The sequence below is a fragment of the Pelosinus baikalensis genome, assembly GCF_020819555.1.
Classification (GTDB): domain Bacteria; phylum Bacillota; class Negativicutes; order DSM-13327; family DSM-13327; genus Pelosinus; species Pelosinus baikalensis.
The window spans coordinates 20852-36834 of the sequence record NZ_JAJHJB010000005.1 but is presented as its reverse complement, the minus strand read 5'-3'; the positions used below and the strand labels follow the sequence as shown (position 1 = coordinate 36834).

Below are 15983 nucleotides of genomic sequence, written 5' to 3'. Positions count from 1 at the left end.
TATTAATACCCCCTTGCTCGCCAGTCCATAGTACCACCTACGTCCTGGTTGCTTAAATTTAATATTCTTGCAGTAAACCCTGTTTTATCACGATTTGTAGTCTCTGCATGTACCGCCTCACCAATTGCATAAGGGGTCACGATAGGAACAATAAAAAAATCTGTATTATAAGTAATACGAATACCACCTATAGGGACATCTATGGTTCCTGCTTTTTCAATATCCGGTAAGTCTACCATAACATCAAACCTATTTACTTCAGGAGTTTTGGTAGGATTAGAAGTTGTTAAGATAACTCTTAGCTCGATATACCGAAATACAAATTTAGCAGGCAGGAAATCTTTCCAAACACTCCATTCGCTATTATCTTTCGATGTACGCATTTGTAGTACAGCCGACGTATCCCCAAGAAATTTCACAGTAGAAAGGAATTTTATAGCTATATTAGCTGTGATTATCCTGCCTACGTCTATTTGCTCACACATATAGGTGCCAGATGTAGGATAATTTCCGTTTACATCTTTTTTGAGTCTTAGGACTTGCCTGCCGCCGACTTCCTCAAATTTGGTCGTTGAGTAATCACTCCATCGCCCTCCGATGGTTTGCCAGTTTATATCACTCACACCAAATTCAGTGTTAATGTATGATCCACTCTGCATGACGATTTCATCAAATGATTGGATGACGTTTTTAGGCGGCAGGTCAACTACTGCCAACTGTTGGTCTACTGCAGAGAGAGAGTACCGATTGCTTCGATTAATAGCCTTAATCCAATAATGATAGATACCATCGAAATCAACCTTGTATTTATAGTTGTTACCGGTTACATTTGTAGCAATTAGCTGTCCATATTCAAACGTCCAGCCTTCTCTGATTTCAAACCCGACAACATCATGCTCAACCGCCCTATCCCAATATAGTTCCACATACTCACCATTTTGCTGTACAATAAAATTTTCTACATTCTGAGGTTCCATAAGGGCGTATAGACTCCCAGATGCTTCATCTGAATAAAATCCTGCAGTGCTAATTGCTTTAATCAATATTTTTACGTTTCCACCATCTGTGGGACGAAATTGATATTTTGTTTCTTTAGTCTGCGTTAGCTTTATAGCCTCTCCCCAAGTCCACCCATATCGCACATCATAGTAAGCAAAATCTAATTCGGATATACCTGTCCATTCAACACTAACCAAAGACCTATCATTTATATCCTGGGAAACTATTATGTTGGTCACAGGAGCGGGATTTAAATCATATATTTCCTTGCTATTTGCAGGATACTGGCTGTATTTACCTGCGCGACTAACCGCTTTAATCCAATAGCTATATTCACGCTCTTGATTAATTCTAACATTGTATTCCAGCCCTGTAACACCTGTAGCTACTAACATCCCATCATCCCAACTTACACCCTCTCGAACCTCAAAAAATGCGAGATCAGCATACAGTGCATTGTCCCACTTTAAACGTAATAGGCTGTGATCACTCATGTCTTGACTAATTGCAAAGCCTGTAACATCTCCTGGCTCAATCATGACAGTTACAGCTATGTTTGCTGCATTTGATTCATATCCTGCCACTGTCCTGGATTTAAACGTAAAATCATAGGTATCACTTTGGGGAATTGTATAAACATAGGTAGTCTCTTTTGTAAAATACGTTTGTGAGCCACAAGTTATAATATAGCCTGCAATGTCATGACCTGCAGGAGCTGTCCAAGACAGGATTAACTTGCTGCGATCACTAATGTCTTGATACCCTTGTAGGTTTGTAGGAGCATCAGGACGCAAGGTAATTTGTAAGCGTTTTTCCACTGCTTGTAGGCTTTCATATCCTGCAATACTAATTGCCTTTATCATAAAGTTTTGACTCCCCTCTGCGCTCAATGTATGTGCATAGGTTGTAGCTTTTAGCTGTGTAGTTATGAGCGCTGCTGTTGGCCAATCGTCCCCTACCCTAATTTCATAATATGCAAGGTCTTTCTCTTGATTAGCGTCCCAAGAAAAAATCAGCCGACTACGGTCAGTATCTTGGATTATCGCAACAAAACCAGCCACTTGAGCTGGTTCGATAATAATATTTATAGATATTTTCGCTGGTATAATAGATGGGTTACCACTGTTATCAATAGCTACGACGCTAAAATTGTATTGCCTACTGCTTGTAGCTGTAAAAATATATTGATTATCATTGATTGGTGTTGGAGTTACTACCCTATTACCTTCCGATATTTGATAGCCTTTTAAATCAATATCGGTAACAGCAGACCATCTAAGAATTAATTTGGTACTATCACTGGGATTAACCTCTGCTACTATACTGTCGATATTAGACGGAGGCTGATCCTTACCTGTAATATAAATTTCTTTTGATATAACGCCTGGTGAAATTACACCGGAATTATTCAGCGTACATACTTTAACCAAATATGTTTCTTGAGATTTAACTCCTGTAATCACCGCCAAATTATTCGTAGTATTTCCCCATAAAAGCCATGATTGCCCCTCATCCATACTGTACCAGACAATTGAATTCTTGATATATTTTTTAGGTACTACCCATGAGCAGTCTATTTCAGATACAATAGTTCCGTCCTTCTGCCTATAGGTTAGCTGCCTTAAGTTCAAGTTTCCTACCTCTGGAACATTATCATCCAAATCACTGTAATCAATTACTGGAATAGTATCTGCTTCCGTATAAACACCTTCAACATATTCCAGTGCTGTAATACTGCGTTTAAATTCCTGGGAACGGCTAATATTCAAAACTCTAAAGGGTTTAGTTACCTTGTGGGTTTCACCGAAACTAAAAACATCCCATTTTTGCGGAATAGATGAAAATGGGGTTGATATTGTCACGGTATCTGTTTCTGCTACAACTCCAAGGATCTGTCTCTCTACAAGAGTATCATCTGCAAATCGCACCATAACCGAATATTGTTTACCCGGTTCCATCGTAACACTACGATCAAATTGAATGGTATCTTCTGTTGCAGCCAGTACCCTACCTCCATAACCCCACTGCGGTATATCATGCTGGACTAAAATTACATCTCCTACTTGGCAGGCAATAGCATCAATATCAGCATCAAAGGATATGGTACGCTGCAAATATTTATTTAACCTTAGACGATATTTGCCCTCACGATAAGCTTGCTGATAAGATGTGCAACCATACAAGGTAATCTGAGTTGAATTTTGAATTATCTGATTATTATCCCAATCATCTCCATATATAGTAAGTGTATCCTTTTGATATCCTTTGTCTTTATTTATAAAGGATATTTCAACTGCATTTGCTCTATCCTTCATCCCCAAAAAGTCTTCTTGGAATTTATCCTGCACCATATTGCCCATAGTGAAGAGTTGTACAGGCTGAGTCGGTCTATCACAAACACAGGAATAGCGAGTTCCTTTTAGTATGACTTTCCCCCTTCCCACACTTTCTGGCTTTTGCAAGGAACTCCACAAATCAGAGGCAGTATCAAATATATACTCAAACTCTAACTTCCGTTCCGTACAAAATGCAGCCCAATCGACAAAAGCTTGATAGTCAATTCGATTCGCCGAAATACCAAAAACTACATTTTCTACCATCTCTGTTTTAGTATTTTTTATGATTTTACAACGATGTAACAGATCATATGCAGCCCACGCTGGATTACGAGCCGATTTTTGCTCATATTTTTCAGTATTAGGGTTATACACGTTAATATCGCTAACTGACTGTAACCAGGTCACTGTCGGTATACCGCCACTTAACTGATCAGTCGCTAAGGCTTTGATACCCACGAGCATTTTACCGGAACGGCAGAAATCATCATAGCTAATATGACTGAGCTGCGTCCAGCACATTCGAGTGCTATCTCTTGTCGTCGTACCTGATTTATAGCTGCATTTCGCACGAACTTCATAGCGTCCAGCAGGTAGATTGTCAATACGATATACCTTACGAACTGGGCTATTTTTTGCCGCCGTTACAACTAATTCATTAATCTTAACAACTAATGTAAACTTCGCGTTATAAAATCCCCCTAAAAAACCCAATCTATTTCCTATAATCGTAAAACCGATTAAACCGTTATTATAAGCAACTCCAACTTTAGCATCAGCTTTTCGCCCTGAGACGGATCCTACAACTGAAAACAAATTCCCCCCTATACTACTTAATGTCCATGTTTCAGCAATAGGGTTTTGCCCAACACTTAAAGATTGAACACTTCCAATGCTTTCTTTAACAGAAGAAGACACCTTGTAAATATGTGCCTCCAACCAATCGTTCCATTCTGACAGCCCGATTTGTTTATATTGTGCATTAAGTTTAACAGTAGCATTTTCTAAATCGCCATTATCATTTACATGATACAATCCCCCAGGTAATTCAAAGGTGATCTCAAGACCTTCTCCGCCATTTCCTTCAGTTTGATGGGTTGACCAGGTATCATCATTAGCCAGTTCATAGCTTAGTATTTGATCGGCATATATATCATTGAAATTAGGAATTGCTGTCTGGTCATTCGTTCCTAAACGTATATCCACTGAAACATCATGATAATTTTCTATTGGATTATCGTTAATTTTTATATCTGTAATACTATCGGCTGGTCCTTCACCACCACATAGCAAGATATTTAGGTATTGTTTATCCCCATCACCATTGGTAATATGCTGAGACAAAATTTGTCCTGCTGTCCGCATAGTTCCATAAGTGACAGCCAAGGTATTTCCTTGACCAGAGAGGGACTGTAAATTTCCCCATGAATAGGTTGGAGTAGATGTCGCCATGTCCATTGCTGGCATGTCTGCTGTAGGCTGTGGGAACATGTGATTAATGAGCATACCGCCAATCGCGCTAATTGCTCCTGCTGCAAGCCCTGTCCAAAAGGTTGCAGTACCGCTATTCCATAGCCCTCCCGCTACATTACCTGCATATGCCATGAGTGCTATGGAAGCAATCGTTCTTAGAATATTTTTCCCTCCACCTTTACCTACGAGGGGGCATATTACTAGATTATCTTCACTTTCAACAAGTATGGAAGCAATCTTTCCTTTGTCTTCGATAGTGCCATTACGACTTAATACCATTTCGTCTAAATCAATTCCCATCATAATGGGCTGAATATATTCCCCTATCGTTTTTCCTGGTATATACGCTATCTTTTTTATCTCCCTATCACTAAGGTTAAAGGGGTTTCTTAGTATTGTTAAAGTTATGTCAGCCATTTAACCACCCCGGCACGTAAAGTCCTTCAATTTTGCGTCGCCATGCTGGACTATCAATATGATCAATATGAACGCCCATTTTCTCAGCAGTATGAATAAATCTACCATCACCTATGTAAACTCCAGTATGGTTACAAAATATAGCCTGATTGAACCTCATAACAACAAGAGCAGGTACGGGGATTTCCCCATCACACCTGCACCATCGATTTCTCTGCTCATCGATTTCACCGTCTATACGGCTAACATCCTCACAACTGATTTTATAATCTGGTAATTTAATCCCATACATCTTAAAAACTTCACAAACAAGACCCCAACAATCATAATTGTCGGGGCCTCTGCCACCATTCACAAATGGCTTACCTATCAATTTATCGATTTGATGCATAAATACCTCCCTGGGGTATACTGGGTTCGCCCCCAAAACGTGCTGCATTCCCCCGCTCTCGACAATCACCTAATGTCTTATTACAAGTTTCTTGATGGGATTGTGCTCCACACTCAATTCCTTTATACGTAAACGGACAATAATCTTTCAAAACTCTCCGAAATGGAAAACGAAGCATCGTAGGCATATCGCCGCCTAAACTAAATGTCACCCACATACTGTCTGAACTAACTTGCTGTACTGTAAAAGTTTCTTCTATATCAGCAGCTGCTATATCAAGATGCTGAGAATGAACTACGCGTAACATTACAGTAGCTCCAACGCCACCATTGGCCTGTTCAATATATTGTTGAATACTCCGAGAGATATTAGAAACACGTACCGGAATTTGCGGAAGTTCACCTTGAGAAGTTTCTTTAATTTCATCTAACTCAAAAGGAAATGCCACCCATGTATAACCATTCCATACAATATCTTCTGTATTACGTACAATCCTAATAATTAGATCTTTTGCTATTTGAATTTCCAGTAGAACCAGCCATGCCCCATCAGAAGTTAATTTATTTTTTTCTATAATTGAAATATTCGATAAGTTTAGTGCCATAATCAAACCTCCTGCAAGGTAATCTCTCCTTCCCACATATCATGAGAAGTTAAATGAAAATTTATTTCACCTGTGAAGCGTACAATATAGCTAACACCAGTGACAGGATTGACCCATTGAAATTCTTGGCTACCGCCACACATTTGTTCCCAAAAATTCATAAGAACTTGATATTCGTTATTTTTAAGAGCAGTCCATTTTAATATCCATTTTTTACGGATGCGCGTAAACCTTGGTCTGGATATCACCATTCCATTTTCCATTTGGGAGGATATTGCAGGATTCTCCCGCCCTTCATCAAGCGGATATACAGGATTTGCTACATTCGGAAATACTGACAATGTCATATTGATTATTACCTCCTTACTCCCAGTACATCACGCATACCATTCACATTACGTGCATAAGCATCCATGACAACATTAATAACATACTGCTGTCCGTCCCAACTTGTCTCCTGCTTTGTATTGGCTTTTACTCCAGACTTATTGACAACATTAACAATAACAGGTGGTGTTTGACCTCCTGTTACTGATGGAGTATAATTGGTACCACTTGTAACTTGCTGTTTTGCCATAGATATAGTTTCATCTAAACGATGGTTTGGAATAATGGTTCCCGACTGATCAGGGACGAATAGTTCTGGTCCTCTTTCCCCCACGATATAGGATGTTTGTGATGATACCGGTCCACCATCCGCTTTAAATATCGCACCTAAGAAATTTCCAAACCACTCACCCAATTGTTTTTCTATAACCTTCTTATAGAATATCTCAAGGAGCATCTTGCTGATCTCTATTGTCATATCCTTGAAAATACCTTTAAAGCCTTTACTAAAAGATTCTGCACCTGTAAGCATTTTGTTAAAATGTTGCTCAGTACTACTATTTATACGATTGAAAGAATCTTCCATAATCTGCGCATAATTCGTTTTCTTCTCAATCATATCTTTCTTAAATACGTTCACGGCCGTATCTGTCTTGTATGAATCAGAATTTATCTGTATGTCACTTAGCTTTTCATTTGTTTTTTGTTGCCCCGATTGTGAACCCTTTGCGTTATCATTTGAGATATTATTAACAGACTGCTTTTTATCTGCACTGAAAGATTGACTATTGTCCTTGTTTTTGTCAATCTTAAATATCTTAGCTAATTTTTCCTCAAATGATTTGCTAATTTTAGGCCACCATCCATCAAATAAATCTAGCATTTTTTTACCAAGTAATGCAGTTAATAGTCCAGGAATTTCTGTTGATATATTTTTAAATATATTTTTTAGACCTTCTGACAAGGATTCTTTATGCGCTATAACACTTTTCAACTGTTCCTGCGCATAATTTTTCAATCGATCTAACGAAGCTTGCACTAACTTATCAAATTCATTTGAAATAGCATCACTCTTATTTTTACTATCTTGAGCTGCTGTCTTTGATGAGCCCGATCCATTAGCTGGTTGCTGCCCAACTTTCTGAACGTTATCTGCCAGAGAATTCAACTTTTCTAATAACTGTTGCTCCATTTCACATGCTGCGGCAATCTTTTGTCCAAAATCACTGCCTACCAACTTAGCTATTAAAATATCGGCAAACCCTTCATCCGAAAGTATCTGATACATTCTTACACCTCCTGTCTCCGTATTTCATATATTTCCAATGCTTTTATTTTTCTACATAACGTTGGAGTTAGCTCAATACCATAAACTTCTGCTATGGCAAAAACAGCGGTATAGTCTAAGCCAACTATTCCACTATTACTTACACGCCATTGGGTATTCACATAGATCCATAGCTGCCATACCTCACGGTTTTCCAGCATAATTTCAGGACAACGTGCTTCACAAGTCTTGCATTTAATTTTATTATCGGCCTGAGTTTGGGTTTTACGGCAGGCTTCGCAATATTCCTGCCGCCTGCCTGACACCCATTTCCAGACCGCTAGGAGTTTTTTACTTCTTTCTCCAAGCCATACGTCAAACGAAAAGTTTTCTCTGCCAATTCTACAAGTTGATTATTAGGTACGTCATCAAAATCATGATCTTTATAAATATTATCCAAAATCCAGTCATTTCCTAAGACTGTCAATTTTAAAAATGATAATTGATTATCACTTGTAGAATCAAAAAATACCGGATCCAAACCAGCAGCACGAAAAGATTTCAATTCATTGCGGCTCATAGCCCTTGCTTGCGGTAATATCGTCATAAGTAATCTCCCTTTTCTGTAATTATAGGTAACTGGCGACGCCGTTAACCAGCGTAACTTTCACTGCAGAATTATCAGCATTTGATTCATAAAAAGCATGGAAGGGCAGTATAATTAAAACACCTGCAGGACCTGTTATACCTGGGGTACTACGTTCATATGTAGTTTCTGGGAATAAAAATTCTAGACTGTGGCTCTCATCTGAGAACTTCACTTTTAAACTTGACTTTGTCCCTGAGATAGCCTTTTCCAATAATGCAGTTCCATCAAACAGAGCCGTTATACTGCCAGATATCTTAAAGATGCCCGCAGGAATGTCGCTGCGAAGACCACCATTTCCAATAGTATACTGAGTCCCATCCAACCCAGCATCAATGGTAAAATCACCTTTAGTAATAGTAGCAATTGCTGCTCCACCTTCCTCAATGCTCGCTTGCAAGTTGGTAAAGCGAGATAAAACCATATTAGAAGGATTCGCCATATAAGGAGTAGATGTAAGAACTTCTTTTGCTCCCATAATTGTCATAGATGCTGTTAACTCATCTTCACCACCAAAGCCTACTTTAAAAGAACTAATTTTGCAGCTATTTAACAGTACATACTGTCCAATATCCGTAAATCCCTTTTCCAATACCATAGAAGGCTGCGTTGCACCGATTTTAAATACATGCTGATAAGGATCATCGCTGCCTGTAGTTACAGGAGTACCAAATAATCCTGTTAGCCAATATCCAATACCTGCTTCATCCATTGGTACAACAATATTTCCGTCTATGCTAATATTACCAGGAGCAGGTGCTACAGGATTTCGTGTACCAGTGATAGTGGCCAAGTCTTTCAAATTTTGTTTCGATTTCACATCTAATGTGTTGAATGGTAAAATTTTCCCCGCTTTATTAGTTGGGTTCTGCCCAAAACTGGATTCATAATCAAATACTAACCTTCCTTGTGCACCTTGTGCCTGAGTCATATATATTTCCTCCTAATATTTCTGTACATTTTTATAATTGTTAGACTCTTAAGTATTACTAGTTTCTTGTTGCTTACATTCTTGTGTTCCATTAATTTCTCTACTATTGATTTTTTTCAAAGCATTATATTTATTAAGCATAACACGACGAAACACCTCAAATTTTCCTTGATCTCCATTGGTAATCAACATTGCAAAGTCCAATGCCGTCTCTAATAAAGTTTGTAATTTGGCATTACTTTGCTGCATCATCAAATTCTTCTTCATTTGCAACTCCTCCTTGTCACTTTACATAAAACCTTGTATTATTATTTCTTCAATACCCCGCACCTCCACTACCATTTTTTATACTACACACCCTCATGTGCTAAAAAGATCAATTCAAATTCTTTGGCGGTTCCTATTATCTAAAATAATTCATCTTCTTATCATTACTATTCGAAATTCTAATTGTTTGTCCAAAATTGCCTTATAAGTAAAACAATCTATTGATAGCTAGTTATTACATTCCATATAGATCAATCTTACTATAGAACAAACGATTACTACGTTTCCAACGAACGTCTAGTGTATTAAGCTGACTATGCAACAGCTTTGCCTTTTCATGTATTATCGTTGCTGCTAATTCAGGATACTTCTCGCGATACATAGCTTCAAGTATATTAATAGTGTAATACTTCATATATCTCCCCTCATTCTCTATCCGTACATATTAATCAGAATTTAGATAGGTACTAATTTTAAAAATTGCTGCATTAAAGTGAAATTTTATTGTCGCTACACTAAGATTAAGTTTGCGGCTGATCATTTCATTGGAATAACCATTTTGAACAAAAGTCACTACTTCTCGCTGACGTGGAGTAAGCATTAAAATCGATTTATCTAAGTCTACTAATATACAGACGATACGATCAAATCCTTTGCACTTGACAAAATCCATAGTCCCTACATCTTCCAAATTTGAAGACACAATTTCCGCGAGACTTCGAAGTTCTTGATATCGTTCAATAGTTCGTCTTATTTGTTTTTGTGTGTAGTCGATACTATCACACCCCTTGTATATTTTTCGATTTTATCAATATACTACTTTATATTGAATTTCTAACTTACATGAATGTGACATACTCGTTAGGATATAAAAACTATATACAGAAAAATCTCGCTTATCAAACTGACTATGAACATCCTTATAGTTTGTTTTTAAAACTATCGTATCTTTTCTCATATGCATGCTGCCTTGCATCTTATAATTCTCATCAAATTCTACTTTTGATATTTTCCCTCATTTCTTTATCCGTACAAATCTTCTTGAATTTAGATAGGTATATTTTTTTTCACTGTCAAATTGACATCATTTCAAAGCCAACCAAAAGATACTTGAAACAACCGAATAATCTCTTGCCGAATACGATATAAATGACGTTCCGTTACTGCCAATTCTTCAGCAATAATCTTGAAAGGAGTTCTTCTGAAATATCTTTGCTGAACAAAGGCTTGCTGTAGGGGACTTAAAACCGCCATAGTGGCTTCTATAAGATTAATATGCGAAACATAATCAAGACGTCGTATACCTAGTCTTTCTGTCGGAGATTCCAGTATATCCTTCGATAGTGTCAGATTCCCTTTATATTGAGATTGAAGTAGTTCTGAATTGACTTTCCACATAGGATAATCATACAAAGCCGCTTCTACCCTTCTAGTAAATTGATTTGTATTAGCTAATTTATTATCATATGAGGCTCTGCCCATCAGGCCCTTAAATCTTTCATAACTAAGCATGTTGCCTTCATTTATCATAAACTTCTCTCCCTGATTCTATTTATGACTTTACTTAATCATATTTCTTCAAATTCAATTCCTCCCTTATTCATCATAAAGCTACAGCAATATTGGTAATGCTTTCCACTATTTAAACATACACCTTTGAAATAGCTTTGTAACTGACATAAATATGACATAAAATCCTAAATATAATATAAAATGTAAAACAAACAAAAAAAAGATAGAGTTTTTCTCTACCTTTAAATCCTTTAATTATTTTTTTGATCAGACGAATTATTCTTTATGCAACAAATAATCATAAGCCATCAAAGCAGCTTTAGCACCATCTCCTGCGGCGATTACGATTTGTTTATCAGGACCATCTGTAATATCTCCAGCTGCATACACTCCTGAAATATTGGTTCTAGAACGGCAATCGACCATCAGTTCTTTTCTCTTATTCATCCTAACGATATCTTCTACGTACTCAGAATTGGGCTCTAAGCCAATTTCTACAAAAACCCCATCGATAGCCAGATCTTGAAGTTTTCCTGTCGTAATCTTACGGATCGTAATCTTTTCCACTACCTCATTACCATAAATTCCTTCTGATTCATAACCGATCATTTCAATAATATTGGTAGCAACTTTCATTTTTTCAAGAATAATAGGATCAGCAATGTAATGATCATTTCGTACCACTAAGTATACGGTATGTGCAATTTTGCTAAGTTCGAGAGCTGCTTGAACTGCTGAGTTACCACCCCCTATAACAGCTACCGCTTTATTGTCAAAAAAGGGGCCATCACAAGTGGCACAATAGCTAACCCCCCGCCCAGTGAACTCTTTCTCTCCTGGTATGTCTAGCCCCCTAGGCCTTTTACCTGTGGCTAGGATCACAGTTTTACTTTGATATTCCTTCTCTTCTGTCTTAACCAAAAATGTACCATCTTGATTCACTACAAAGCCATTTACTTCTTCGTATTGAATGGCAACGGCAAAACGTTTCACCTGTTCTTCAAATTTTCCCATTAGTTCTGGACCACTAATAAATTGATAACCCATATAATTTTCTATTTCTTTTGTCCACATGAGTTGTCCGCCAAATTCTTTTGTCAGTAGTAGCGTATTCATTTTTTTGCGAGCTGCATACACTGCGGCAGTCAGTCCGGCGGGTCCACCGCCTATAATAATCAAATCATACATATATTTTCATCCTTTACGTTTTTTCACTTTACAAAATGCAAATATAATAATAAAATTTTGTAAAATGTTATTATTATTCTCTTATCTAAATAATAACATAAATAGGAAGTGAGGTCTTCATTATTATGATAACACCAGAAGATATTTCTAGAATTAATGAGCTAGGACGAAAGCAAAAGGCAGGAACATTAACAGAAGAAGAGGTAGCGGAACAAGCCAAGTTGCGACGTTTGTATATCGATACGATTAAGGGTCATGTAAAAACCCATTGTGATGCACAGCAAGCCGCTAACCATGCCCACGGATGTTCTTGCGGCTGTGACCATAAACACTAGTTTCTAGTTTACAGGACAAATAAAAAAATGCCGAAAGCTGCTATCAGCCTTCGGCATTTTTTATTAGTTCTTCTTTTTAAAAGTTCTGCAATCTGTATCATCTGTTTTGGCAGCATTTGCTCCAAATACATCAATTTGGGATGCATTGCAGACATTGTTACCTTGCCAGTAACTACAGTTATTCACAAAGCACTCTACCTCAGGTGTAACTTGGGTACCATCCAGAAAGGCTGCAGATATAGTCCCGCCAATATTGGCATTATGCAGTGCTCCTATCATGTCCCCCATCGTCTTGCGATCATGAAAGGACTTACATTGCGTGTCTTTTACTTGTTCTGACTTTCCAGTTTCTTCTTCATTATAAATGCTAATTTTAGCTGCCATGCATTGATCACCAGGCATATAATGACTGCATTGATCCACGGTACACTTTACTATGGGATTCGGCATATAAAATCACTCCTTCTTGTACAATTTTTTCTGATTCCAGTATTTTTACAAAAACATCATAGCTGACAATCTACCTATTTATTTTCTGTATTAGTATCTTACCATGTTCATTTTTTTATCCGCAGGAATCATTTTCAAAAAATGGATTACTAAATATAAATCAATTGCAGAGCAATTCTTGCATCATAACCACATTCAGCGCAATACAAGATATGGACGCATTGATTTTCTATATCGCTTTCCATATAAGGGCTATAGGGTCCTATATAATTTTGCAGCGATCCACCATCTAGTAAAATTTCTCCGCAAATGGGACACTGATCTTTAATCACGTCTAAGCCATTGCAAGCAGGGCAAAGTTTATCCATTGTAAGACCTCACTCACTTTTTGTGTAGTATCACTCATTAATAAGCTCTACTAGTACATTTGTAAACTTTTAACCGATCTGAGCATATGATAAAACAAAATCACTCTACGTAAGAGGTGACAAAAATGCTGGTCATAGCTCACAATATGCTAGGAATTTTCACAATTATACTTGGAGTTATTATCTCCTTTATTGCTTGGCATGGTATCAGCAAAAATGCAAATCATTACAGTTATTTAAAAGGAAAAGCAATCAGTTTTTTCATATTATGCGCCAGCATCCTAGATTTATTGCAGCTGCTTTCTTATTCTGCAAATAATCCGGCTGATACGAGTTGGATTATGTATTGGATGATTGCTTGTATCTTGTGGGCTTGCGCTCTCTTATACACCATACGTCTTACACTAAAAACTCCTCAGCCTACTGATACGTTCTTGTTTTACACTGCAAGTTTATTACTAATAGGATTACTTACAGGGCTGCTTACTAATTTTAGCTTTACTTTTGACAAATTTGATACGTTGCCATCATTTCTCCATATCGACAATACAAATCATCCATTAGTTATTTCTACCTTATTGATAGCTATTAGTATTCATAGTATTTCACTTATTATTCTGCGCCGCAACTTCTCCCAATATATAACAGGTCATTATATCCAAATCGCTTTATTTTTTAGTATTCTGTCTAATTTAGCCTACCTTTCAGATGTTTCTATTCAAACTAATGTATTCGCTCACCTTTGTAAATGTTTTGCCTATTATTTTGTTCTGCGAGCTGTGTTCAAATTTGTTATCAAACATCCTTATGAACAATTGCTTCTATTTAAAGAACAATTAGAACAATTGGCTGTTAATAATGCCGAATTATATAAAAAATCAGAGCAGCAGCGAAATTTACTGGAAGATACGTTATCGAAAATCGGCACTATTATTTCTTCACAACTCAATGTAAAAGATACTCTTGATGCAATCGCTGATATGGTGACTGATTTAATGCACTCTCGGCAAAGTTTAATCGGTCTATTATGTACCAATCAAACTCATATTCAGGTAGTCGCGACCCACGGAATCAATACACCGCCAGCTGTTATTCCATTAAATCATTGTTTACGCGGGCAGGTGATAGTGCAGAATATAGCTCTTTCTATTAATGATCTATCCCAGCATCCTGATATACAAAAACCGCAGCTCATATTTTCCAGCATCCAATCCATGATTTGCGCACCTTTAATTCATGACGGTGAAGTCATTGGGATTATCGAAGCCTATTCTTCTGATCTTAATGCTTTTAATGAAAGCGATCTTCGATTTTTAACAGCTTTGGGTCGTCATGCTGGCACAGCCATCGCCAGCGCTATGCTTTTTGAAAAGACGAAGCTCCATCTTGAAGAGGAAAAATTTTTATCAGAAATATCTCAGACTACTTCTACAACCATTGATACCAATACGATCATTGAGCACTGTACTTCTCATGTAATGAAAGCACTTAATGCTGACGTAGCCGTCGGTATGCTTATTGATGCTGACAAAAAGAACTTCACTATTATCTCTTCAATTAATTTCAATTACAAACTGGTAAAAATGAATCTCGACTCTTATCCTGCATTGGCATCTTTACTCGCAACCTTTAGGCCCTGCATTACAGCCGCAAATACCTTTGCTCCCTTCGCTGAACTGTATGACCAAAATGCATCTAGGTATATGATGGTTTTGCCAATTGCTGTAGAACAAAATCTCCTGGGGTTAATACTCTTAGGCTGGCAGCATTTTATTGCCCCTGAGCGTTTAAATCGTATATCCTTTGCATTTTTAATGTCCCAACAAATCGCTCTTGGTTTGGAAAAAGCTCATTTATATAACCAAATAAAATTGATGGCTCTTTCTGACAGCCTCACAGGTCTAGCAAACCGACGAAATTTTGATATGTTTCTGACCATTGAGCTAAAACGTGCAGCTTCCTTAAAACGCCCATTAAGTTTAATTATGTTGGATCTTGATAAGTTTAAACGCTATAACGATTCTTTTGGGCATCTTACAGGTGACAAATTATTAAGTCAACTTGGCCAAATTCTCCAATATAATGTACGCAATATTGATTTGCCAGCACGCTATGGAGGCGAAGAGTTTAGCATTATTTTACCTGAATGCAGTAGTAATGAAGCAAAATTCCTTGGCGAAAAATTACGTGAAATCATCGAAAGTGAAAACTTTCCTGATGACGTTGGAACCACTACAGCAAAAATCACTGCCAGTTTAGGGATTGCCACTTATGATCCTGCTGTTTCTGCAATTCCTCCTAGCAGAGAAAAAATTATTGAGCTCGCCGACAAAGCACTCTATCAAGCCAAAAAAGAAGGCCGTAACCGTGTAATTACAAGTATTATCATTTCTTAATATAGAATCAAGTGACAAAACCTTAGCTAGCTGGCATAATAAAAAATTAGCAGCAGGAATATTCCTGCTGCTAATT

17 protein-coding genes are annotated in these 15983 nt (G+C 37.4%); 2 read left to right on the top strand and 15 right to left on the bottom strand.

The features are described 5' to 3' along the window. Positions 1 to 2: 2 nt before the first annotated feature. The 13 genes from LMF89_RS05315 to LMF89_RS05255 all read right to left on the bottom strand — a co-directional run bounded on the left by LMF89_RS05315 (position 3) and on the right by LMF89_RS05255 (position 12358). A complete protein-coding gene (locus LMF89_RS05315) occupies positions 3 to 5225 on the bottom strand; it encodes a TipJ family phage tail tip protein (RefSeq protein ID WP_229534216.1) in 5223 nt (1740 codons plus the stop codon). Continuing rightward, entirely contained in the window at positions 5218 to 5616 is a 399-nt protein-coding gene (locus LMF89_RS05310) for a C40 family peptidase (RefSeq protein WP_229534215.1), read from the bottom strand. Before LMF89_RS05310 ends, LMF89_RS05315 begins: the two co-directional genes overlap by 8 nt. Further along, on the bottom strand, positions 5600 to 6220 hold the full coding sequence (locus LMF89_RS05305) for a DUF1833 family protein (RefSeq protein WP_229534214.1): 621 nt from the start codon (positions 6218 to 6220) through the stop codon (positions 5600 to 5602). The genes LMF89_RS05310 and LMF89_RS05305 overlap by 17 nt, the downstream gene beginning before the upstream one ends. A 2-nt stretch (positions 6221 to 6222) precedes the next feature. After that, a complete protein-coding gene (locus LMF89_RS05300; protein WP_229534213.1) occupies positions 6223 to 6567 on the bottom strand; it encodes a hypothetical protein in 345 nt (114 codons plus the stop codon). Positions 6568 to 6575: 8 nt separating this feature from the next. Continuing rightward, positions 6576 to 7835, bottom strand: a complete 1260-nt coding sequence (locus tag LMF89_RS05295; protein ID WP_229534212.1) for a hypothetical protein — start codon at positions 7833 to 7835, stop codon at positions 6576 to 6578. A 2-nt stretch (positions 7836 to 7837) separates the two neighbouring features. Next, positions 7838 to 8140 (bottom strand): DUF1799 domain-containing protein, encoded by a 303-nt coding sequence (locus LMF89_RS05290; RefSeq protein ID WP_229534211.1) that lies wholly within the window; start codon positions 8138 to 8140, stop codon positions 7838 to 7840. 14 nt (positions 8141 to 8154) lie between these two features. Continuing rightward, positions 8155 to 8421: a hypothetical protein gene (locus LMF89_RS05285; protein WP_229534210.1), complete on the bottom strand. Its 267-nt coding sequence runs from the start codon at positions 8419 to 8421 to the stop codon at positions 8155 to 8157. A 22-nt stretch (positions 8422 to 8443) separates the two neighbouring features. Further along, entirely contained in the window at positions 8444 to 9391 is a 948-nt protein-coding gene (locus tag LMF89_RS05280) for a phage tail tube protein (RefSeq protein WP_229534209.1), read from the bottom strand. Positions 9392 to 9439: 48 nt separating this feature from the next. Continuing rightward, positions 9440 to 9658 (bottom strand): hypothetical protein, encoded by a 219-nt coding sequence (locus tag LMF89_RS05275; protein ID WP_229534208.1) that lies wholly within the window; start codon positions 9656 to 9658, stop codon positions 9440 to 9442. Between the two features lie 235 nt (positions 9659 to 9893). Beyond that, positions 9894 to 10073 carry a hypothetical protein gene (locus tag LMF89_RS05270; RefSeq protein WP_229534207.1) on the bottom strand — a complete coding sequence of 60 codons (180 nt, stop codon included), beginning with the start codon at positions 10071 to 10073 and terminating at the stop codon, positions 9894 to 9896. Between the two features lie 30 nt (positions 10074 to 10103). Further along, on the bottom strand, positions 10104 to 10331 hold the full coding sequence (locus LMF89_RS05265; RefSeq protein WP_229534206.1) for a helix-turn-helix domain-containing protein: 228 nt from the start codon (positions 10329 to 10331) through the stop codon (positions 10104 to 10106). 416 nt (positions 10332 to 10747) lie between these two features. Then, positions 10748 to 11188: a sigma-70 family RNA polymerase sigma factor gene (locus LMF89_RS05260; protein WP_229534205.1), complete on the bottom strand. Its 441-nt coding sequence runs from the start codon at positions 11186 to 11188 to the stop codon at positions 10748 to 10750. A 258-nt stretch (positions 11189 to 11446) separates the two neighbouring features. Beyond that, complete coding sequence (locus LMF89_RS05255) at positions 11447 to 12358, bottom strand: NAD(P)/FAD-dependent oxidoreductase (protein ID WP_229534204.1); 912 nt, start codon at positions 12356 to 12358, stop codon at positions 11447 to 11449. Positions 12359 to 12483: 125 nt separating this feature from the next. Here LMF89_RS05255 and LMF89_RS05250 point away from each other — a divergent pair, with 125 nt between their 5' ends. Then, a complete protein-coding gene (locus tag LMF89_RS05250; protein WP_229534203.1) occupies positions 12484 to 12693 on the top strand; it encodes a DUF896 domain-containing protein in 210 nt (69 codons plus the stop codon). 63 nt (positions 12694 to 12756) lie between these two features. Here LMF89_RS05250 and LMF89_RS05245 read toward each other — a convergent pair whose 3' ends face one another. Further along, entirely contained in the window at positions 12757 to 13143 is a 387-nt protein-coding gene (locus tag LMF89_RS05245; protein WP_229534202.1) for a DUF1540 domain-containing protein, read from the bottom strand. A gap of 149 nt (positions 13144 to 13292) precedes the next feature. Then, complete coding sequence (locus tag LMF89_RS05240) at positions 13293 to 13511, bottom strand: hypothetical protein (RefSeq protein WP_229534201.1); 219 nt, start codon at positions 13509 to 13511, stop codon at positions 13293 to 13295. Positions 13512 to 13636: 125 nt separating this feature from the next. Between LMF89_RS05240 and LMF89_RS05235 the strand changes: the two genes are divergently transcribed. Next, positions 13637 to 15907 (top strand): diguanylate cyclase, encoded by a 2271-nt coding sequence (locus LMF89_RS05235; RefSeq protein WP_229534200.1) that lies wholly within the window; start codon positions 13637 to 13639, stop codon positions 15905 to 15907. The last annotated feature ends 76 nt before the right edge of the window (positions 15908 to 15983 follow it).

Excerpts from the sequence above, each read along its gene's own strand:
- LMF89_RS05315 (WP_229534216.1), bottom strand. The coding sequence starts at position 5,225 with ATGGCTGACATAACTTTAACAATACTAAGAAACCCCTTTAACCTTAGT.
- LMF89_RS05310 (WP_229534215.1), bottom strand. The coding sequence starts at position 5,616 with ATGCATCAAATCGATAAATTGATAGGTAAGCCATTTGTGAATGGTGGC.
- LMF89_RS05305 (WP_229534214.1), bottom strand. The coding sequence starts at position 6,220 with ATGGCACTAAACTTATCGAATATTTCAATTATAGAAAAAAATAAATTA.
- LMF89_RS05300 (WP_229534213.1), bottom strand. The coding sequence starts at position 6,567 with ATGACATTGTCAGTATTTCCGAATGTAGCAAATCCTGTATATCCGCTT.
- LMF89_RS05295 (WP_229534212.1), bottom strand. The coding sequence starts at position 7,835 with ATGTATCAGATACTTTCGGATGAAGGGTTTGCCGATATTTTAATAGCT.
- LMF89_RS05285 (WP_229534210.1), bottom strand. The coding sequence starts at position 8,421 with ATGACGATATTACCGCAAGCAAGGGCTATGAGCCGCAATGAATTGAAA.
- LMF89_RS05280 (WP_229534209.1), bottom strand. The coding sequence starts at position 9,391 with ATGACTCAGGCACAAGGTGCACAAGGAAGGTTAGTATTTGATTATGAA.
- LMF89_RS05275 (WP_229534208.1), bottom strand. The coding sequence starts at position 9,658 with ATGAAGAAGAATTTGATGATGCAGCAAAGTAATGCCAAATTACAAACT.
- LMF89_RS05270 (WP_229534207.1), bottom strand. The coding sequence starts at position 10,073 with ATGAAGTATTACACTATTAATATACTTGAAGCTATGTATCGCGAGAAG.
- LMF89_RS05265 (WP_229534206.1), bottom strand. The coding sequence starts at position 10,331 with ATGGATTTTGTCAAGTGCAAAGGATTTGATCGTATCGTCTGTATATTA.
- LMF89_RS05260 (WP_229534205.1), bottom strand. The coding sequence starts at position 11,188 with ATGATAAATGAAGGCAACATGCTTAGTTATGAAAGATTTAAGGGCCTG.
- LMF89_RS05255 (WP_229534204.1), bottom strand. The coding sequence starts at position 12,358 with ATGTATGATTTGATTATTATAGGCGGTGGACCCGCCGGACTGACTGCC.
- LMF89_RS05250 (WP_229534203.1), top strand. The coding sequence starts at position 12,484 with ATGATAACACCAGAAGATATTTCTAGAATTAATGAGCTAGGACGAAAG.
- LMF89_RS05245 (WP_229534202.1), bottom strand. The coding sequence starts at position 13,143 with ATGCCGAATCCCATAGTAAAGTGTACCGTGGATCAATGCAGTCATTAT.
- LMF89_RS05240 (WP_229534201.1), bottom strand. The coding sequence starts at position 13,511 with ATGGATAAACTTTGCCCTGCTTGCAATGGCTTAGACGTGATTAAAGAT.
- LMF89_RS05235 (WP_229534200.1), top strand. The coding sequence starts at position 13,637 with ATGCTGGTCATAGCTCACAATATGCTAGGAATTTTCACAATTATACTT.